An 18562-nucleotide genomic window follows, 5' to 3' on the forward strand; every position below is an offset into this window, starting at 1 on the left:
GTGCAAACCATGTCTGAAAAACCCAATATCGTAATGCTGCTGATCGACGATTTGGGATGGCGCGATCTGGGGTGTTACGGGTCTTCGTTCTATGAAACCCCAAATCTGGACGCGTTGGCGGCCAGCGGTACCCAGTTCAAACAGGCCTATGCGTCGGCGCCGGTTTGCTCGCCCAGCCGGGCCAGCATGATGAGTGGCAAATATCCGGCCCGTGTTGGCATTACCCAATATATCGGCGGCCACAGCGTGGGCGAGTTGCGTGATGTGCCCTATTTTTACGGTCTGCCCGAGAATGAATATTCGCTGGCGCGCGCTTTGGGCGCGGGCGGCTATCAGACATGGCACGTGGGCAAATGGCATCTGGGCGACGAGCGGCTATGGCCTGAAAATCATGGTTTTGATGTCAATATCGGCGGCTGTGCCAGGGGCGCGCCGCTAACCTATTTCAGCCCCTACAACCTGCCAACTCTAACAGATGGGCCGGAAGGCGAATATCTGACAGACCGGCTGACCGATGAAGCCATCGGGTTGGTTGAGCAGGCGGGCGATCAGCCGTTTTTCCTCAATTTCTGGCATTATGGGGTGCATACGCCGATCGAAGCGCCCGCCGAACTGGTCGCGAAATATGAGCGCAAGGCCGAGGCGATGGGCCTTGATGTCAATGCCATCGAGCAGGGCGAACCGATGACCGCCTGGCATCTTGAGGGCACTCACGTTCAGCGCCGTACCGTGCAGTCCAACCCCACTTATGCGGCGATGATGGAAAATCTGGACACCAATATTGGCCGGTTGGTCGGGGCGCTGCGCCGCACCGGCAAGCTCGACAATACGCTGATCATTTTCACCTCGGACAATGGTGGCCTTTCGACTGCCGAGGGATCCCCGACCTGCAATCTGCCACTGGCGGAGGGCAAGGGCTGGATGCAGGACGGGGGAGTGCGGGTGCCGTTCATTGCCTGCTGGCCCGGCCATGTGCCGCCGCGCACTTCCGATCTGGTTTTCACCACGCCCGATATCTACCCGACATTGTTGGGATTGGCCGGGATCGACAAAATCCCGTCCCAGCATGTGGATGGGGTCGACCTTTGGCCGCAGTGGTCGGGCGCAACCGAGGAAACCGGACGCGGCCCCGTTTATTGGCATTATCCGCACTATTCCAATCAGGGTGGAACGCCCGGAGCCGCGGTGCGGGTGGGCGATTTCAAATTGATCCGCTGGTTCGAGGACGGAAGACAGGCGCTCTATAATCTGGCGGACGACATTGCTGAAGCCCATGATTTATCGAAGCAGGAGCCGGCGCGTGTCGCGGCCCTCAGCGCCTTGCTGGATGGGTGGTCGGACGATGTCATGGCGGCAATTCCAACGGTCAATCCGGTGCGCCGGGGCTTTGACAACATCAATGCCAGCCAGCCCGACCGGGTTTAAGGGCAGACAATAAAGCCTGATGCGATCAGGCATGATCACTTTCGACAGTTGCGGGCTCGGCCCGGTCGAGGGGCGGGAGGAGGAACAAATTATGGCCAATGTGGTTCTTGAAAAAATCGGCAAACATTATGGCCCGGTCGAGGTGCTCAAAGGGATTTCCATCGAGGTCGAGGAAGGCGAATTTGTGGCGCTGGTGGGCCCGTCAGGGTGCGGAAAGTCCACGCTATTAAGAACCATTGCGGGGCTCGAGGATATCAGCGCCGGTGTCATCAATATTGGTGGCCGCGTCGTCAATGATCTGCGCCCGATGGACCGCGACATCGCCATGGTTTTTCAAAACTATGCGCTCTATCCGCAGATGAGTGTTTTGCAAAACATGTCCTTCTCGCTCAAGCTCAAGGGCGTGCCCAAGGCGCAAGTGCTGGAGAGGGTCAATCGCGCGGCGGCGATCCTGGGGCTGGAAAACTTGCTGCAGCGCTATCCGCGCCAATTGTCGGGTGGCCAACGCCAGCGTGTGGCGATGGGGCGCGCGATTGTGCGCGATCCGCAGGTTTTTCTGTTCGATGAGCCCTTGTCCAATCTCGATGCCAAGCTGCGGGTGCAGATGCGCGCCGAGATCAAGGAACTGCATCAGCGCCTGGGCACCACGATGATCTATGTCACCCATGATCAGGTTGAGGCCATGACTATGGCCAGCAAGATAGTGGTGCTGCGCGACGGCGTGGTCGAGCAGATCGGCGGCCCGCTCGAACTTTATGACAATCCCAGGAACAAGTTTGTGGCAGGCTTTATCGGCTCGCCTTCGATGAACCTGCTAGACGGGAAAATGACGCCTGAGGGGTTCACAACGCCAGATGGCATCGTCCTGCCGACCGGCAACAAGAACCCAAACGCCGTTACCTATGGCGTGCGGCCTGAGCATCTTACAATTGCGCCAACCGGCATGCCGCTCAAGGTTTCGGTGGTCGAACCGACGGGTTTTGAAACCCAGATTATCGGCACGGTCGGCAATCAGCATTTTACCGGCATTTTCCGCGACCGGATCGACGCCGCCCCCGGCAGCACCATCCACGTTTCGAGCGAACTGTCGGTCGTGCACCTGTTTGATGAAAAGGGCGACAGTCTGGCTTGAGGGCGGGGTCAAGGCGGCCCGCACCGCCGGATCTTCGGTGTCTGATCCAAGGCTAAATTCCCGAACGTCACCGGCGAAGCTGGTTCTTCTTTAACCGACATGGCCGGCGTGCCGGGAGGGTAGGGCGAACCATGCTAGCGTTGGTGCGTTGAGCTTGACCGTGAGCAGTTCATTTGTGCTGCTCCACTCAGTCAAGGAAATCATGATGGCAGGCAAAAATATCTCGGCAAACGCACTCGTCGTTGTGGGTACAGGCGCGGGTGCCAAGTTTTTCCGCAATAGTGGCGGTGCCAACAAAATCGCGCTGACGTTGGACAGCCAGATCGAAGCGGGAAATATGGCGGACGAAGGGCCGTCGGGTAAAAGTCCACCCGAGCAGTCCGACAAGGAGTCGATGGAAGCGACCTTTTCCAAGCAGTTGGCAAATCGCCTTTATGCAATGGCGCAGAGAGGCGAATTTGACGACCTCGTACTTATTCTCGATCCTGGCACCCTGGGCGAAGTTCGTCCGCTCCTGCATGGGGAAGTACAAAGCAGGCTGAGACTTGAATTGGCTAAAACCCTGACCAACAGTTCCACGTCAGAAATCATCAAGACACTGCAGGCGGCTTAAAACGAGCGCCCCGTAGAGCCAAATTTCCAGGGGCCTGTCAGTCACAGGCTTTAACTTGCCCCGATATTTGTGCAATGTGCGAGAAGTTGAGGGCTCGAACATTGTCGTATCTGTTGAAAGTCTTGGCACCCACCAGCGCATTGCGCAGACGTGAAGGCGGGCACGCGCGCGTCACCAACATGGAGCTGTTTTTCGACCTGGTTTATGTCTTCTCGATAATCCAGTTGTCGCATTTTCTGCTGGAGCACCAGACATGGGTTGGCGCGTTGCAGGCCGCAACCGTTTTTGCCGGTGTCTGGTGGGCTTGGAACTATACGGCCTGGGCCACGAACTGGATCGATCCGGATCATGCGGCAGGGCGCGTGCTGATGATCGTGCTGATGGGCTGCGCGCTGTTGATGGCGATTGCCATACCCTATTCTTTCGATGACAGAGGCGGGCTGTTTGTGGGCGCCTATGTGGTCATGGCGCTGGTGCGGGCCGGATATATGGCAGCACTTTTCCGTGGCCAGACCATGGGCCGAAACTATGCCCAATTGTGCGCCTGGAGCGCCTTTTCCGGTCTTTTCTGGATCGCGGGCGTCGTCCTGCCCGATCTTCGCCTGCCGCTGTGGATAGCCGCGGTGCTGATTGATTATGCCGCGCCGTTCGCCGGTTTCTGGCTTCCCGGCGTGGGGGCGACGCCCATGAACAGTTGGCCGCTGGCGGGTTTGCACCTGTTGGAGCGTAACCAACAGGTGTTCATCATCTCGCTTGGGGAATCCATCCTGTTGCTCGGCGGCACGCTCGTTGGGGCGACGCTTCTGGGGGCATCTCTTCTGGCCGCGGGCATAGGATTTGGCATCATTGTAACCCTGTGGTGGCTCTATTTCGTTCATACGACGAGCCGGGGAGAACATGCATTCGAACACGCCAGCGACCACACCAGATTGGCACGCAGCGGGCTTGCCTATGCTCATGGCATTATGGTTGCCGGTGCCATTGTGGTCGCCGTGGCGATTGAAGAGATCATCGCCCACCCGACGGAAAGTGCGCATTTGCCGACCATCTTCGTGGCTGTCCTGGGACCGGCGATTTATCTGCTGGGCAGCGCAATCTTTTACCGCACGATGGCGCAACGTATTCCGCTCGCCTATTTTGCCGGGTTTGCGCTATTGGCCGCGCTGGGCTGGGGCATTCAGGCATTCCACGCTTCCGCTCTTTCCTTGGGGGTGGGGGTTTTGGCCGTGATGATTACGCTGGCGTTCGCGGCGGCACGCGAGCAACGGGCATGAGTGTGGCCGCCGGGTCCCCGCGCGCCGAAGTCGCCAAGACCGGCGGGCTGCTCGGCGCCATGGTGTTGCACAATCTGATCTATCCGCTCTCGACGAGCGGTGGGGTCGGGCCGCTGATCTTTTATGCGGTCTATGCTTCGATATTCGTTCTGGGCACCTGGCTGTTGACGCAGGACAAGCGGTTGCGGGGCCTCGCAGTGGTGACGGGCGCGACGGCCTTTGCAGCCGGGATCGTGAATTCATATGCCGCTTCGCGCGGGGCCGCGCTTGGCGTGTCCCTGACGTCAATCGCCTATCATGGGGTGATGATCGCGGTGCTGGTGCGCTATACGTTTACTGCGCGCACGGTGCTGACCGAAGTGATCCTGGCGGCAACATTGCTCTATCTGGTCCTGGGGTCTCTTTTCGCGGCTGTCTTTGGGCTGCTTCTCTGGTTTGAGCCGGGGGCATTTGCCGATTCGTCAGGGGCGCAGGTGCAATGGCAGCAATTGCTCTATTTCAGCTACGCGACCCTGACGACGCTGGGATATGGCGACATCGTTCCCAAAAGTTTTTACGCTCAGGCCTTTGCCGCGTTTGAGGCTATCGTGGGCACGCTCTATACGGTCGTCCTGCTTTCGCGTCTTGTCGGGCTGCACGCGTCGGCCAGATCCTGAACCGGCGCGCTCATTGGCAATAATCAGGCGGGGATCAAGCCCTTGTTGGCGAGGTCTGTCCAAAGTGCTGCCGGGGGCTTGGCGCGGGCCTGGACCATGTTGGAGCGCAGCCGATCAGGATGGGAGACTCCGATCAGGGTTGAGGCGACCAAGGGCTCCTGCATGGCAAAATGTAGAGCTGCCTGGGGCAGGGCGGTGTCATGGGCCCTGCAGACCGATTGCAACTCTTCGGCGCGCGCCAGGATGTCATCTGACGCGGCCTGATAGTTGAAGGTGGCGCCGGGCTTGGGGCCGGTCGCCAGAATGCCCGAGTTGAAAACGCCGCCAATTACCAGACGGATGTTTTTCTCGCGGCAAGTCGGCAGCAGGGTGTTGGCCGCATCATTGTCGAGAAGCGTATAACGCCCGGCCAGCAAAATGACGTCCATGTCAACGTTTCTTGCCACCTCAAGGCAGACTTCAACCTCGTTGACACCCAGCCCAACGGCCTTGATCGCGCCGCTGGCCTTGAGTTCTTCAAGGGCCTTCCAGCCAGAACCGAGCAGATCGCTGATATGGCGCGGTGCATCAGCACCATGGGTCTCGGTGCCGACGTCGTGGACATAGAGTATGTCGATGCGATTAAGACCTAGCCGCTGATAGCTGTCCTCGACCGAGCGCATGATGCCATCATAGGAATAATCATAGTGCTGATCAAAGGGCGGCGGATTGACGAAGCCATTTATCTTGGCGCGAAATTCTGAAGCGGGCTTTAGAATCCGGCCGACTTTGGTTGAAAGCACATAGTCAGACTTGCCCCGCAGAAAGTCGCCAACACGCCGTTCGGCAAGGCCCTGACCATAATGGGGTGCGGTATCAAAGTAGCGGATACCTTCGTCCCACGCTGCCGCCAAAACATCCTGAGCCGTATCGTAGCTCGTTTCCCGATAAAGACCAGCAATTCCGGCAGTTCCCAGGGAAATTGAACCCAACTGGTCAAGAAGGGGAATCGTGGACTTTGTGGTCATGGAAAACTCTTGAGTTTGTAGGTGGGATTTCTTGTGGGATGTTCAGCGTATGGGGGCTTGAATTGTGCCCCGCTCGGCCATACGGAAATTGATGGGATGAATTTTTGGTTTCGAGCGGAACATTTAGGATAATTCGCGGCTTTTGTCCAATATTTATCGGTCTTGACGGACCAGCGGAATGCCATTACCTCTAATCATAGGAGGACTTTTAGCTGTTGAGGCGTTTCAATGGCTACCTAACCTATTATAGCAGGATTGGATACTCACCTTGCAGACCATGATCATCGAAAGTGTTGAAGTCAGTCGAGTCATCGACACCCCGGTTCCGAAGCCGGGCAAGGGCGAGGTCTTGATCAAGGTGGATTATGTCGGCCTGTGTGGTAGCGACCTCAACACCTATATGGGCGTCAATCCGCTGGCAAAGCTGCCGCGCATTCCGGGCCATGAAATCGCCGGGACGGTAATGGAGCTGGGTGAAGGAGTTGAAATCGACGGGGGGTTGGTGCCCATGTGGTGGTGGTGCCCTATACAACGTGCGGCACCTGTTCATCCTGCCGGAAGGGTCGGGTCAATGCATGTCGCTACAACCAGACGATGGGTGTTCAAAAAGATGGCGGCATGAGCGAAATGCTGGTTGCGCCAGTTGAAAAAATCATCGTGAACAAGACTTTGCCATCCCAGAGGCTTGCACTGGTTGAACCACTGTCGGTCGGTTTTCACGCCGCCGCCCGTGGCAGTATCAGCACGGGTGATCGGGTCGTTGTTCTTGGGTGCGGCATGATCGGGGTTGGTGCCATCATGGGTGCCGCTGCGCGCGGGGCCGAAGTCATTGCTGTGGATCTTGGGTCGGCCAAAAAGGACAAGGCGCTGGCGTTTGGTGCCAGCCACTTTATCGCCTCGGGCGAACAGGACGTCGATGCCATCGTCAATGAGTTGACGGGCGGCGACGGCGCTGATGTGGTCATTGAGGCGGTTGGGGTCCCTGACACTTTTGTCAAGGCGGTCGATCTTGCCTGCTTTGCCGGCCGGGTGGTTTATGTCGGCTATTCCAAAGCGCCGGTCAGCTACAACACCTCGTTGTTCAACCTCAAGGAATTGGACATTCACGGATCACGCAACGCCACCCGCGCCGATTTCGAGGCAGTAATAGCCCATCTTGAAGATCTGGGCGATGTGGCCGACGATCTGATCTCCAAAATGTTCCCCTTGGCCGATGCTGCTGAAGCCCTGCCATATTGGCTGCGGGAACGGGCCGACACGTTCAAAGTCATGGTGAAATGCGCCTGACGCATAGCTCCATCAGACATTTTGACATCAACATTGGCGTCGCGGTGAACCTGAAGTTAGCACATTGGCGCTCTGCGGTGCCATTTTGCCAGCCTTGAGAACCGGGTTAGAGTGGGCAAACCCGATTCTCGGGGTGCATCAATTTTCCCAAAAGATTAAAGGCCAGAATGCCCCTGAGCGATTTTGTCCGGCTCCACGATCCCCGCTTTAAAACCTGCCTGGATGACGGTGCAGAGTTGGTCAAACTCTGGAGCGGCGGCAAGTGGGTTGAGGGCCCGGCGTGGTTCGATGCGGGCTATCTCATCTGGTCGGACGTGCCCAACAACCGCCTTTACAAGTGGGATGAGGCGAGTGTGACTGTTAGCGTTTTTCGCTCATCGTCTGCAATGTCGAATGGCAATTCTCCGACCCGCGACGGACGCTTGCTCACCTGCGAGCAGGGGAGCCGTCGTATCACCCGCACCGAGCACGATGGCAGCATCACGGTCTTAGCCTCGCATTTTGAGGGAAAAAAGTTCAATGCACCCAACGATATAGTGGAAAAGAGCGACGGCTCCGTCTGGTTTACCGATCCCGATTATGGGCCGTCCGGACGGGCCGGCTCACTCGAACTTGACGGGTGTCATGTTTACCGGGTTGATCCTGAAAGCGGGGAAGTGACGCAGGTGATCAATGATATGGTCATGCCCAACGGGCTGGCGTTTTCGCCCGACGAACGATGGCTTTATGTCGTGGATACCGGCAGCACGCACTTTGCGGATGGCCCCAATCACATTCGCCGTTTTGAGGTCGGGCCTGACGGAAACCTGAGCGGTGGAGCAGTTATTGCGCGCAATCAGGCCAAGGGCTTTGACGGTTTGCGCGTTGATACCGAGGGGCGTTTATGGTGCGGCAGCTGGGATGGCGTTGACTGTCTGGATGCTGATGGGGTGATGCTCGGTCAGGTCCTGGTGCCCGAGCGCGTTGCAAATCTGGCCTTTGGTGGTGCTGGTCGCAACGTGCTTTATATGTGCGGTACAACTTCGCTTTACGCCTGCTCAACCAACGTTGTGGGCACCCCCTGATCAGCCAAAATACACCCTAAAGCCGCCCCATGATAAGGTCGGCGCAGCGGTCCCCCAGCATCATGGCGGGGGCGGTGGTGTTGCCAGCGTTAATGTTGGGAACCGCCGACATGTCGCAAACGCGCAATCCTTCGACCCCGCGAACCCGCAGCCGAGCGTCAAGGACCGCCATGCGGTCGCCATCAGCACCCATGCGCGCGGTGCTCGCAGGGTGATAATTGGTTTTGACAAACCGTTTGCAGTGGGTTCGCATTGCCTCGTCGGATAGATCGTCCAGCGGCGGGCTGACGACACCATGCAGGCGATCCGCGAGAGGTTTTTCGGTAAAGGCACGGAGGAAGAAACGCTGGCCGTCGATCATGGCTTGCATGTCATCGGGATGCTTGAGCAAATTGGGCGAAACCAGTGGCATTGCCGATGGATCGGATGAGGCCAAACGAACCTCGCCGCGCGACTTGGGCTTGACCAGCACGGTTGTGATGGTCATGCCATAATCATCCTTGATGGCGTCGAGTGCGTCGCGATCAAGATAAACAATCGGGACGCAAAACGCCTGAATAGTCGGTGGTGCCTCTGGATCGGTGGGGTTGACGAAAGCACCCGCCTCGATACCGGCAGAGGTAATGGGGCCGGAGCCGAATATCTTGAATTGCAGTCCGTTGCGCAGCATGCGCCAACCAACGCCTTGCTTGAAATAGCCATAAGGGCCGTTTGCCAGAGCCGTCATGGGTACTTCTGGATGATCAATCAGATTCTGGCCGACGCCCGGTAGATCGACGAGACATTCAATGCCGTGATCTGCAAGATCGGCGGCAGCACCAAGTCCCGAAAGCATCAGCAATTTTGGGGTTATTAACGCGCCCGCTGAAACAATGATTTCGCCCTCGACCATAACGCGATGATCGCGGCCTGAGCGATCCTTATAGACGACGCCAACCGCGCGACCATTTTCGACAATAATGCGCTGCACTTCACTGTGTAGACGTACCGTCAGATTGGGGTTGTTTTCTTGGGGGGACAGGTAAGCATAGGCGGCCGACGAGCGCTTTCCATTGCGGTTCATGAACTGGTAGAAGCCTACGCCGCGCTGGTTGCCATCGTTGAAATCGGGATTGAACGGCTCGCCAAGCCCTTGAACAACCTGCACGAACCAACGTGAAAATTCATTGATGTGGCCGGGATCTGACACGAGGAGCGGCCCGGCGTGTCCGTGATATTGATTGTTGAGCCGGTTGTTGTTTTCCATTCCGGTGAAGTGCGGCAGGACGTCGTCCCAGCCCCAGCCAATGGCGTCGTTGTTGCCACGCAAAACCTCCTGCCACTCATCATAATCGGCGGCGCGCCCGCGCATATAGACTTGCGCATTGACCGATGTGCCGCCTCCTAGAACATGGCCCTGGGGAATATCATGGGCGCGACCATCCAGATGTGCCTGGGGCGTTGTACGATGATAGCGCATGAACTTGGAGCCATTGATCATCTTGAATATGCCAGGGGGCATATCGAGCAATGGATGGCGATTTGAGTGACCCGCTTCGAGCAGCAAAACGCGGGCGCCGCCTTCGCTGGCGAGGCGAGATGCTGCAACGCAACCGGCAGCGCCACCGCCGATGACGATATGGTCGAAAGTATCGCTCATAACTCTTCGGTGCTGAAAGTAACGCGGACATGTTCCCATGCTGCGTCCAAGTGATTGACCAGCGCGGATTCGGCGACAACGGGATCGCGTTCCAGAATGGCGTTCATAATGGTTTCGTGGGCCTGATAGTTCATGGCATTGCGCTCGGGCGAGCGCAGCATCTTGGACCAGTGCGGCGCAAGCCAGGCCGTATAGGCTTCGTGGATTGCCGGGAAAATCGGATTGCGTGGCACGCGATAGAGGGCGCCGTGAAAAGCTGTGTCGGTGCGATAGAACTCAAGCAGAATCAGGAATGGCTGCCTGATTGGCGGCCAAGGCCAATTTGAGGTCGGCGATATCCTGTTTCTGGGCTGACAGGGCGGCTTCCCTAACGAGGGCACGCTCAATAAAAAGGCGGCTGCTGTAGAGGTTCCTGACGCCACCCTTGTCGGCCAGAAGATGCCGGACGACGCCGCTGACAGCATTGAGGGCCGATTCGTAATCGGGCTTGCGGACCACAGGGCGGAAACGGGGTTTGCTTTCCACAAGTCCCCGGCTGGCAAGGGTTGATATGGCTTCGCGGATGACGGTGCGGCTGGTACCGAACTGCTCCATCAGGTCCCGTTCGGCCGGCAGGGGCGTGTTTGGCGGCAGGGTGCCCGAGCTTATCTGGGCCTCCAATGCGGCCGTCACGGCATCTGCGGCGCGGCCTCGCGGCAATGTGCCATCCAGCGAAGTCATCGGTGTGTCTCCAGTTTCAACTTGATCGCCCGCTCGGTCGAATATTTCAAACCGTCGAGATGCGCGATTTGGTGAACCAAACTATTCACAATCCGTCGCTACATGTAAATTGATATCGTCAATTCTGGCATTTTCTACGCTTTTTTTATGAAACGGTTTGACATTGTGTGTCGTTTGAAGCCTATATAACGACAATATGGTAGGACCAAATGGAAAGCGGTGCAATGGACCTTCGCGATAGATCCGGTTCAAATATTGTCCACGAATCCATGTATGTGGATGGGGCCTGGCTGGATGATCGGGGACGCCAGCGGATAGAAGTCCTTAATCCTGCCAACGAGCAGGTAATTGGTACGATTGAGGAAGGTACGCCCGACGATGCCGTGATGGCACTGGAAGCGGCACGGCGCGCGCAACCGGGATGGGCTGCCCTTCCGGCGCCAACGCGCGGCGCCCTTGTGTCGCGGCTGGCCGATGCAGTTGTGGCAAACGCCGAGCATCTAGCGCGGGTAGTAACCCTTGAGCAGGGTAAGCCAATTGGGCAGGCACGCGGCGAGATCGGTGCGGTCGTGGCGTTTTTGCGCTATGCAGCCGAAAATGCGCGGCGGATCGAGGGTGATATCATTGCCTCCGACAATCCCAATGAGGAGATCCAGATCAGGCGGCATCCGCACGGCGTGGTCGTCGGGTTGACCGCATGGAATTATCCGGCTGCCCTAGCGGCCCGCAAGTTGGGTCCGGCTCTAGTGACCGGAAATACCTTTGTCCTGTTGGCCCATGAAATTACCCCGCTCTCCGGGCTCGAACTGGCGCGATTGGCCCATGAAGCCGGTTTTCCGCCCGGGGTATTCAATGTGGTCACCGGGCGCGGGCTGGTGGTCGGCAAGACATTGGTGGAAAGTCCGCTGTCGGACCTGGTTACCATGACCGGCAGCACGCGCGCCGGTAAGCAGATTTACGGTTCGGGGGCAGCGGGGCTCAAAGTCCTGCGGCTCGAACTGGGTGGCAAGGCACCATTCATTGTGATGGAAGACGCCGATATTAATACAGCGGTCGGGGCTGCGGTTGCAGCGCGCTACACCAATTGCGGGCAGATATGCACCTGCAACGAGCGCATGTATCTGCATAGCGATATCGCCGATGAGTTCCTTGAAAAATTCATCAAGGCGTCGAAAGCGCTGACCATCGGGGATCCGATGGAAGACCCCGACATGGGCCCCAAGGTTAGCGGCATCGAAGTCGACAAGATCAAGCAGATGGTTGATCGCGGTGTGGCGGCTGGTGCCAAGGTGTTGCTCGAAGGTGGTCCGATGTCGGGTGGCATTTATGACAAGGGCCACTGGTATGCGCCAACGGTTCTTGAAGTGACTGAAAACTCGTCCCCGCTCATTCAGGAAGAAGTCTTTGGCCCGGTTGTACCAGCGCTGCGCGTCGACAGTTTCGAGCAGGCGATCGCGCATGCCAATGATACCGAATACGGTCTTTCGGCTTATCTGTTTACGCAGAACATGAAGCGGTTGCTGGAATTGCCCAGCGCGTTGAAATTTGGTGAAATCTACTTCAATCGCAGCAATGGCGAGGCCATTCAGGGTTTCCACACCGGCTGGGGGCATTCGGGTCTGGGCGGTGAGGACGGGAAGTACGGCTTTGACGGCTATCTGCGTAAGCAGACGCTGTATGTGAATTGGGGCTAGTGCAGTTGCACGCTGTCATTTCAAAGGACAGGTTAAGAATATGACGTCAATTACCTCGGTTGAGGTCCGCCGGTTTGCTGTGCCTTTGGACGAAGTGCTGGTTGATGCCAAGCATGGAAACCACACCCATTTTGAGTTGGTGACGGTAACCATTACGCTGGACAACGGGATGAGTGGGACCGGCTACACTTATACCGGCGGCAGGGGCGGTCGCGCGATCGTCGCGATGATCGAATATGATCTGGCGCCCATGCTGATCGGCAGGGATGCAGAGCAGATCGAAGCGCTTTACGAGGAGATGGGCTGGCACATTCACTATGTGGGGCGTGGTGGTGTTGCCGCATTTGCAATTTCAGCGCTGGATATTGCCTTGTGGGACATTCGTGGCAAACAGCGGCAGCAGCCGCTTTGGCAGATGGCTGGCGGCGCGGCAAATACCTGTCGCGCTTATTGTGGTGGCATTGATCTTGGCTTTGATTTGCCCAAACTGCAAAGGAGCGTCCAGGGGTATCTTGATCGCGGTTTTAACGGGGTCAAGATCAAGATCGGTCGACCCACGCTGGCTGAGGATGTCGAGCGGGTCGCGGCGGTGCGTCAATTGGTTGGGCCCGACGTGGCGTTCATGGTCGATGCAAATTACTCGATGAGTGTTGAGCAAGCCATTGCGGCGGCCGAGGCCTTTCGCCCGTTCAACCTGGCCTGGTTTGAAGAACCCACCATTCCGGACGATTATCACGGCTATGCCAAGATTGCGGCGGCAACGGGAATGCCTTTGGCGATGGGCGAAAATCTTCATACAATCCATGAATTTGAATATGCCTTCGCAGACGCGGGGCTTTCGTTCATCCAACCCGATTCCTCCAATTGCGGGGGAATAACCGGATTTTTGCAGGTAGCTTCGCTGGCGCGGCAAAAGGATATTCCTGTCTGTAGTCACGGCATGCAGGAATTGCACGTCAGCCTGGTTTCGGGCCAGGCCAACGCTGGATGGATTGAGGTTCATTCATTTCCGATTGATCAATACACCAAGCGGCCTCTGGTCGTGCGCGACGGGCGTGCGGTAGCACCGGACACGCCCGGCGTTGGGGTCGAATTTGATTGGAACAAACTTGAAGCTGCCTGCGCGCAGGAACATTAAGGACTGAAATTATGACGACTTCGGCCGCCTATTATACCGGGAACAAGAAATTTTCGCTCGAGCAGGTGACGGTGTCGCCGCCAGGACCGGGGCAGGTTCAGGTCGATGTGTCCTACTGTGGCATATGCGGGACGGATCTTCATATTTACCTTGGCCACATGGACAAGCGGGTTGGCGACCACCGTGTAATCGGGCATGAAATGTCGGGCAAGATTGCGGCCGTCGGCGAAGGTGTGACCGGGTTGAAGCCGGGCCAGAATATTGTGGTGCGGCCGCTAGATCATTGTGGTGATTGTCCGGCGTGCAATGCTGGCCATGCCCACATTTGCCACAAGCTTAAATTTATTGGCGTCGATTCCGATGGCGCGTTCCAGCAGAAGTGGAACGTTCCCGCCCATACAATTCACGTGTTGCCAGACGGGCTGTCGCTTGAGCATGCGGCGTTGATCGAACCATTGGCCGTTGCCTGCCATGATGTGCGGCGGGGTCGAGTGGCCAAGGGTGAGGATGTGCTGGTAATCGGCGGTGGTCCAATCGGTATGCTGATCGCCCAGGTTGCGCGTCATGCCGGTGGCAATGTGACGGTTTCGGAAATCAACGAGAACCGGATCGCTTTTGCTGAAAAGCTTGGCCTTGCGGCGCTTAACCCCAAGTCTGTCGATGTTGGGCCAGCAATTCATTCGGCTACGGGTGGCAAGGGTGCTGATGTAGTGTTTGAAGTCTCGGGCAGCCAGCCGGGCGCAGAGCTGATGACGGCAGCGGCCGCAACCCGCGGGCGCATCGTCATGGTTGCAATCCACGCAACCAAGCAGAGTGTTGACCTGTTCCAGTTTTTCTGGCGCGAGCTGGAAATGATCGGGGCAAGGGTATATGAATCCCAAGATTATGATGCCGCCATGGCACTTCTGGCCGAAGGTGTGATCGACGCCAAAGCCATGATTACCGACATTGGTACGCTGGAAAATATCGGCTCGTCATTTGAAGCGCTGACCCAAAATCCTGCATCTATGAAAACCCTGATCAAGATTGAGGCCTGAACGCGACCATGAGTATTTTGAACAAATTCGACCTCAGCGGCAAAACGGCATTAGTGACCGGTGCCAAGCGTGGCATTGGGCGGGCCATGGCAGAAGCATTGGCTGATGCAGGCGCCAACATCATTGGCGTTAGCGCGACGCTTGATCCGTCCAGCAGTGCTGTTGGTGATGCTGTGCGGGCGCTGGGTCGGGAGTTTACCGGCTATGCCTGCGATTTTTCTGGTCGCGATGCGACATTGGCCTTTGCACGTGAAGTCACGACGAAGCATCCGGTGATCGATATTCTGATCAACAACGCCGGAACGATCAAGCGGGCGCCGGCTGCTGAACATCCTGACGAGATTTGGGATGAGGTGGTTGAAGTCAATCTGTCAGCGCCGTTCATCCTGACGCGGGAAGTCGGGCGAGGCATGCTGGAACGCGGCTCGGGCAAGGTGATCTTCACCGCTTCGCTCTTGACCTTTCAGGGCGGTATCAATGTTCCAGGTTACGCCGCGACCAAAGGCGGTATCGGGCAATTGACCATGGCGTTTGCCAATGAATGGGCGGGTATGGGCATCAACGTCAATGCCATCGCGCCCGGCTATGTCGATACCGACAATACCGAGGCGCTGCGCAATGACCCTGTTCGGTCAAAATCCATTCTGGATCGCATTCCGGCGGGGCGTTGGGGCACGGCAACTGATTTTGCCGGACCCGCTGTCTTCCTCGCGTCAGAAGCGTCGAGCTATATGAATGGCTCGATCATTACCGTCGATGGTGGATGGATGGGGCGCTAGTCTTGGACGCCAAAATCAGGCGGCCATGGCCTGTTGGCGCTAGCCGTTATGGTTGAGGAACTGAGCAAATAGGAGCCTCGACGGGAGAGCTCGTTTTCCCACAATCAGCCCCTATGCATTCTCAGCTCAGTTGACAGGATAACATACGACTTTGATAAAGCTCGGATGAGCGAAACCTTTTTCTACGATCTCATCGGTTCGAGCAGCATGGTTCCCAGTCTTTCGGGACAGGTTGTGCGCGAGATTGGCCGACGCATTGTTGGTCGCGAATATCTACCGGGCGATCTGATCGAGGACGAGGGCGCGCTGGCAACGCGCTATCGGGTCAGTCGCACTGTGGTGCGCGAGGCGGTCAAAATTTTGAGTGCCAAAGGCTTGGTGGAGGCGCGTCGTGGCATTGGCACCAAAGTTTTGCCGCGCGAACGATGGCGCCATTTTGATGACGATGTTCTGGCCTGGCATCAGACGGCGCCCGCCGATCCGGTCAATCTCTGGCAGCTGATGGATTTGCGGCTGGCAATTGAGCCAAAGGCGGCACGATGGGCGGCCGATAGGGCGACCGATGAAGATGTGAATGCCATCCGCGAAGCGGTCCAGCAGATGCAGCGAGATCTAACCAATATTCAGGACTATATCGAAGCCGATGCCCAGTTCCATCGTACCGTCCTGCGCGCGGCAAAGAACCCCTATGTTGCAAGCATGGAAGGGGTAATTTACGCCGCGCTTCTTTCCAGTATTCGCCTGACCAACAACGCCCCCAACAAGAACCGGAAGTCGCTGCCGTTTCACCAAAATGTCGCTGAGGCCATTTATGCTCGTGATGGGGATGCGGCCGAGGCAGCGATGGAAGTCCATCTGGCTGATTCCATTGCCCGGCTCAAGGTTGCGCTTGCTGAACGAACTTAGTCGCTTACAATTGTCGCGTGGGGTGGCGTTTCAACTCACCGCACGCTTTGGTGTGGACAACATCAAAGATGTGATGTTTATATAGTTATAATATATGTTCGTGACGAAACCCGCCATCGAGCGATAGCTGGATTGGATGTTTGGGATGATGCTGGTCTAGCAGGGGGTAGGATGGCGCTCGAAAAGAAGATGTACATCGGCGGTCAACTCCTTGCAGGATCAACGAATTTTGATGTCGTTAGCCCTGCCACGGACGAGGTGGTTGGGTCAATCGCCTGGGCCAGTGCGGGCGATGCGGAAGCAGCGCTTACGGCAGCAGACGCGGCATTTGAATCGTGGGCAAGTCTTTCCATTACCGAGCGGACTGGCTGGATGGGAAAGTTGCGCGAGGCAGTGATCGCCAACGAGGAGCACTTGCGCGAATGTATACATCTCGAGATGGGCAAACCATGGGCGAGCACGCAGGAGGACTTTGACAGCCTCGTCAATTCGCTGAATTTTTACGCGGAAGAGATTTCAAGGTTTCGACCCGAGGCGCTAGTGGATCGGGAAGGCACGCACAGCCACACCCTGGTCCACGAGCCTGTCGGGGTTGTCGTTGCTTACATTGCCTGGAATTTCCCACTGCTCAATCTGGCCTTCAAGATTGGTCCAGCGATGGCGACGGGCTGTCCGATTGTCATCAAGCCTTCGTTCAAAACTCCCTTGTCGGCCTACGCCCTGGGCGAGATTTGCCATCGGATCGGGCTGCCGGCCGGCGCGGTCAATATCATTTGCGGCGACGATACCGAGGTTGGCGACACGCTGTCCGCCTCAAAAATTCCGGCGCTATTGACGCTGATTGGTTCGACCAATACGGGCAGGCACATCATGAAAATGGGAGCCAGTTCGATCAAGCGCTATTCGATGGAACTGGGCGGCAATGCGCCGGCCCTGGTATTTGCCGACGCTGACCTTGATCAGGCCGCTGACACGATCTGCGCGGTCAAATTCGGCAACGCCGGGCAAGTATGCGTAACGCCAAACCGCGTGTTTGTTGACGCAACGATTGCGGATCAGTTCACTAAAAAGGTGCTGGAGCGCGTCAACGCGATCAAGGTTGGATATGATCGCTCAGCCAATATCGATATGGGCCCGGTCATGGATGAAGCGGCCTTCAAGCGGATCGATGCATTGGTTGCCGACGCCAAATCGAAAGGCGCTACGGTGCTCGCAGGTGGCGGGCGGGCGCAAGGGCTAAACGCCGGGCAATTCTACGCCCCGACGGTGCTTGCGGACGTGACGGCCGAAATGGCCAGCTATCAGCAAGAGATTTTTGGCCCAGTCATGAATATTTCGACGTTCAGCGACGAAGATGAAGTCCTTCGATTGGCAAACGACACCGATGCTGGACTGACCGCTTATGTCTTCACCCGGGACCTAGCGCGCGCTGAGCGCTTCTCATCAAAATTGCGGTTTGGCGAAATTCAGATCAACGGGGTCAAATACGGCATAGACCTGCCCCATGGAGGCATCAAGCAATCCGGTATTGGTTGCGACTGTTCCTATCTGGCTCTGCACGACTATCTGGCGACCAAACGCGTGTCGCGCGCGCTGGCGAACTGAGGCAAATCATGAAAATTACCCGCGTCACCAGCCATGTGTTGCAGTATGATCTGCCGGAGGAACTGGGCTATTCCCAGCAATTTTATGCCAAGCGCTCGACCCATCTGGTTGAGGTTGAAACGGACGAAGGCATAACAGGTTGGGGCGAATGTTTCGGTCCCGGCAATATCGCGTTGGCGAACAAGGCAATCGTTGAAAAGGTTATTCAGCCGATGATCATCGGCGATGATCCGCTGGATCGCGATGTGATCTGGCACAAGGTTTATAATCTGATGCGCGATCATGGGCAGAAAGGCATGCCGCTGCAATCGCTGTCGGGTGTCGACATTGCCCTGTGGGACATTGCCGGCAAAGTTGCCGGATTGCCCATCCACAAGCTCATCGGCGGTGCGCACCGCACGAAAGTGTCGGTTTACGGTTATGGCATGATGTTGCGGCGCGAGGATACCAAGGCGCTTGCCGCCCGTTTTGTTGATGAAGCAGCGGCTATCAAGGAGATGGGGTTTGTTGCGGCCAAGATGAAAGTTGGCTTTGGGCCACGCCACGACATTGAACTGGCTGCTGCAGTGCGCAAGGGGTAGGTGAC

Annotated in this window: 19 protein-coding genes; 15 read left to right on the forward strand and 4 right to left on the reverse strand. The window is 57.2% G+C overall.

The genetic code is table 11. The annotated features are described in order from the left end of the window. Nucleotides 1–9: 9 nt before the first annotated feature. From PSQ90_RS12990 to PSQ90_RS13010, 5 genes are all read left to right on the forward strand, one after another. Nucleotides 10–1425 carry a sulfatase gene (locus PSQ90_RS12990; RefSeq protein ID WP_282210720.1) on the forward strand — a complete coding sequence of 472 codons (1416 nt, stop codon included), beginning with the start codon at nt 10–12 and terminating at the stop codon, nt 1423–1425. Between the two features lie 91 nt (nt 1426–1516). Further along, complete coding sequence (locus PSQ90_RS12995) at nt 1517–2557, forward strand: ABC transporter ATP-binding protein (protein ID WP_282213064.1); 1041 nt, start codon at nt 1517–1519, stop codon at nt 2555–2557. Nucleotides 2558–2717: 160 nt separating this feature from the next. Then, complete coding sequence (locus PSQ90_RS13000) at nt 2718–3170, forward strand: host attachment family protein (protein WP_282210721.1); 453 nt, start codon at nt 2718–2720, stop codon at nt 3168–3170. A gap of 101 nt (nt 3171–3271) precedes the next feature. After that, nucleotides 3272–4444, forward strand: a complete 1173-nt coding sequence (locus PSQ90_RS13005; protein ID WP_282210722.1) for a low temperature requirement protein A — start codon at nt 3272–3274, stop codon at nt 4442–4444. Then, entirely contained in the window at nt 4441–5100 is a 660-nt protein-coding gene (locus tag PSQ90_RS13010) for a potassium channel family protein (protein WP_282210723.1), read from the forward strand. The genes PSQ90_RS13005 and PSQ90_RS13010 overlap by 4 nt, the downstream gene beginning before the upstream one ends. A 23-nt stretch (nt 5101–5123) precedes the next feature. Here the strand turns inward: PSQ90_RS13010 and PSQ90_RS13015 are convergent, their stop codons facing one another. Next, on the reverse strand, nt 5124–6107 hold the full coding sequence (locus PSQ90_RS13015) for an aldo/keto reductase (RefSeq protein ID WP_282210724.1): 984 nt from the start codon (nt 6105–6107) through the stop codon (nt 5124–5126). 277 nt (nt 6108–6384) lie between these two features. On the opposite strand from PSQ90_RS13015, the gene PSQ90_RS13020 reads away from it, so the two are divergent. From PSQ90_RS13020 to PSQ90_RS13030, 3 genes are all read left to right on the forward strand, one after another. After that, the gene (locus tag PSQ90_RS13020; RefSeq protein ID WP_282213065.1) at nt 6385–6729 is read left to right on the forward strand and encodes an alcohol dehydrogenase catalytic domain-containing protein; all 345 of its coding nucleotides are present in this window, start codon (nt 6385–6387) and stop codon (nt 6727–6729) included. Then, nucleotides 6627–7394, forward strand: a complete 768-nt coding sequence (locus PSQ90_RS13025) for a zinc-binding dehydrogenase (RefSeq protein ID WP_282210725.1) — start codon at nt 6627–6629, stop codon at nt 7392–7394. Before PSQ90_RS13020 ends, PSQ90_RS13025 begins: the two co-directional genes overlap by 103 nt. A gap of 167 nt (nt 7395–7561) precedes the next feature. Further along, nucleotides 7562–8458, forward strand: coding sequence for an SMP-30/gluconolactonase/LRE family protein (locus PSQ90_RS13030; protein WP_282210726.1), 897 nt, complete (start codon nt 7562–7564; stop codon nt 8456–8458). A 16-nt stretch (nt 8459–8474) separates the two neighbouring features. Here the strand turns inward: PSQ90_RS13030 and PSQ90_RS13035 are convergent, their stop codons facing one another. Genes PSQ90_RS13035 through PSQ90_RS13045 form a run of 3 tightly spaced genes read right to left on the reverse strand, consistent with a single transcriptional unit; the run spans nt 8475 to nt 10817 of the window. Further along, nucleotides 8475–10097 (reverse strand): GMC family oxidoreductase, encoded by a 1623-nt coding sequence (locus tag PSQ90_RS13035; RefSeq protein ID WP_282210727.1) that lies wholly within the window; start codon nt 10095–10097, stop codon nt 8475–8477. Next, nucleotides 10094–10330 carry an FCD domain-containing protein gene (locus PSQ90_RS13040; protein ID WP_282210728.1) on the reverse strand — a complete coding sequence of 79 codons (237 nt, stop codon included), beginning with the start codon at nt 10328–10330 and terminating at the stop codon, nt 10094–10096. The genes PSQ90_RS13035 and PSQ90_RS13040 overlap by 4 nt, the downstream gene beginning before the upstream one ends. A 43-nt stretch (nt 10331–10373) precedes the next feature. Further along, complete coding sequence (locus PSQ90_RS13045) at nt 10374–10817, reverse strand: GntR family transcriptional regulator (RefSeq protein WP_282210729.1); 444 nt, start codon at nt 10815–10817, stop codon at nt 10374–10376. Nucleotides 10818–11041: 224 nt separating this feature from the next. On the opposite strand from PSQ90_RS13045, the gene PSQ90_RS13050 reads away from it, so the two are divergent. From PSQ90_RS13050 to PSQ90_RS13080, 7 genes are all read left to right on the forward strand, one after another. Beyond that, on the forward strand, nt 11042–12511 hold the full coding sequence (locus tag PSQ90_RS13050) for an aldehyde dehydrogenase family protein (RefSeq protein WP_282210730.1): 1470 nt from the start codon (nt 11042–11044) through the stop codon (nt 12509–12511). A 40-nt stretch (nt 12512–12551) separates the two neighbouring features. After that, a complete protein-coding gene (locus PSQ90_RS13055; RefSeq protein ID WP_282210731.1) occupies nt 12552–13649 on the forward strand; it encodes a mandelate racemase/muconate lactonizing enzyme family protein in 1098 nt (365 codons plus the stop codon). 11 nt (nt 13650–13660) lie between these two features. After that, entirely contained in the window at nt 13661–14686 is a 1026-nt protein-coding gene (locus PSQ90_RS13060) for a zinc-dependent alcohol dehydrogenase (RefSeq protein ID WP_282210732.1), read from the forward strand. 8 nt (nt 14687–14694) lie between these two features. Next, entirely contained in the window at nt 14695–15465 is a 771-nt protein-coding gene (locus PSQ90_RS13065; RefSeq protein ID WP_282210733.1) for an SDR family NAD(P)-dependent oxidoreductase, read from the forward strand. Between the two features lie 165 nt (nt 15466–15630). Beyond that, nucleotides 15631–16371, forward strand: coding sequence for a FadR/GntR family transcriptional regulator (locus PSQ90_RS13070; RefSeq protein ID WP_282210734.1), 741 nt, complete (start codon nt 15631–15633; stop codon nt 16369–16371). A 171-nt stretch (nt 16372–16542) separates the two neighbouring features. Beyond that, a complete protein-coding gene (locus PSQ90_RS13075) occupies nt 16543–17976 on the forward strand; it encodes an aldehyde dehydrogenase family protein (protein WP_282210735.1) in 1434 nt (477 codons plus the stop codon). A gap of 8 nt (nt 17977–17984) precedes the next feature. Further along, entirely contained in the window at nt 17985–18557 is a 573-nt protein-coding gene (locus PSQ90_RS13080) for an enolase-like domain-containing protein (protein ID WP_282210736.1), read from the forward strand. The last annotated feature ends 5 nt before the right edge of the window (nt 18558–18562 follow it).

This window comes from Devosia rhodophyticola, assembly GCF_028816475.1.
Classification (GTDB): Bacteria; Pseudomonadota; Alphaproteobacteria; order Rhizobiales; family Devosiaceae; genus Devosia; species Devosia rhodophyticola.

Bases quoted from the DNA above. Each gene is read 5' to 3' on its own strand.
- PSQ90_RS12990 (WP_282210720.1), top strand. From the start codon at position 10: ATGTCTGAAAAACCCAATATCGTAATGCTGCTGATCGACGATTTGGGA.
- PSQ90_RS12995 (WP_282213064.1), top strand. From the start codon at position 1,517: ATGGCCAATGTGGTTCTTGAAAAAATCGGCAAACATTATGGCCCGGTC.
- PSQ90_RS13010 (WP_282210723.1), top strand. From the start codon at position 4,441: ATGAGTGTGGCCGCCGGGTCCCCGCGCGCCGAAGTCGCCAAGACCGGC.
- PSQ90_RS13015 (WP_282210724.1), bottom strand. From the start codon at position 6,107: ATGACCACAAAGTCCACGATTCCCCTTCTTGACCAGTTGGGTTCAATT.
- PSQ90_RS13020 (WP_282213065.1), top strand. From the start codon at position 6,385: ATGATCATCGAAAGTGTTGAAGTCAGTCGAGTCATCGACACCCCGGTT.
- PSQ90_RS13030 (WP_282210726.1), top strand. From the start codon at position 7,562: ATGCCCCTGAGCGATTTTGTCCGGCTCCACGATCCCCGCTTTAAAACC.
- PSQ90_RS13035 (WP_282210727.1), bottom strand. From the start codon at position 10,097: ATGAGCGATACTTTCGACCATATCGTCATCGGCGGTGGCGCTGCCGGT.
- PSQ90_RS13045 (WP_282210729.1), bottom strand. From the start codon at position 10,817: ATGACTTCGCTGGATGGCACATTGCCGCGAGGCCGCGCCGCAGATGCC.
- PSQ90_RS13050 (WP_282210730.1), top strand. From the start codon at position 11,042: ATGGACCTTCGCGATAGATCCGGTTCAAATATTGTCCACGAATCCATG.
- PSQ90_RS13055 (WP_282210731.1), top strand. From the start codon at position 12,552: ATGACGTCAATTACCTCGGTTGAGGTCCGCCGGTTTGCTGTGCCTTTG.
- PSQ90_RS13060 (WP_282210732.1), top strand. From the start codon at position 13,661: ATGACGACTTCGGCCGCCTATTATACCGGGAACAAGAAATTTTCGCTC.
- PSQ90_RS13065 (WP_282210733.1), top strand. From the start codon at position 14,695: ATGAGTATTTTGAACAAATTCGACCTCAGCGGCAAAACGGCATTAGTG.
- PSQ90_RS13070 (WP_282210734.1), top strand. From the start codon at position 15,631: ATGAGCGAAACCTTTTTCTACGATCTCATCGGTTCGAGCAGCATGGTT.
- PSQ90_RS13075 (WP_282210735.1), top strand. From the start codon at position 16,543: ATGGCGCTCGAAAAGAAGATGTACATCGGCGGTCAACTCCTTGCAGGA.
- PSQ90_RS13080 (WP_282210736.1), top strand. From the start codon at position 17,985: ATGAAAATTACCCGCGTCACCAGCCATGTGTTGCAGTATGATCTGCCG.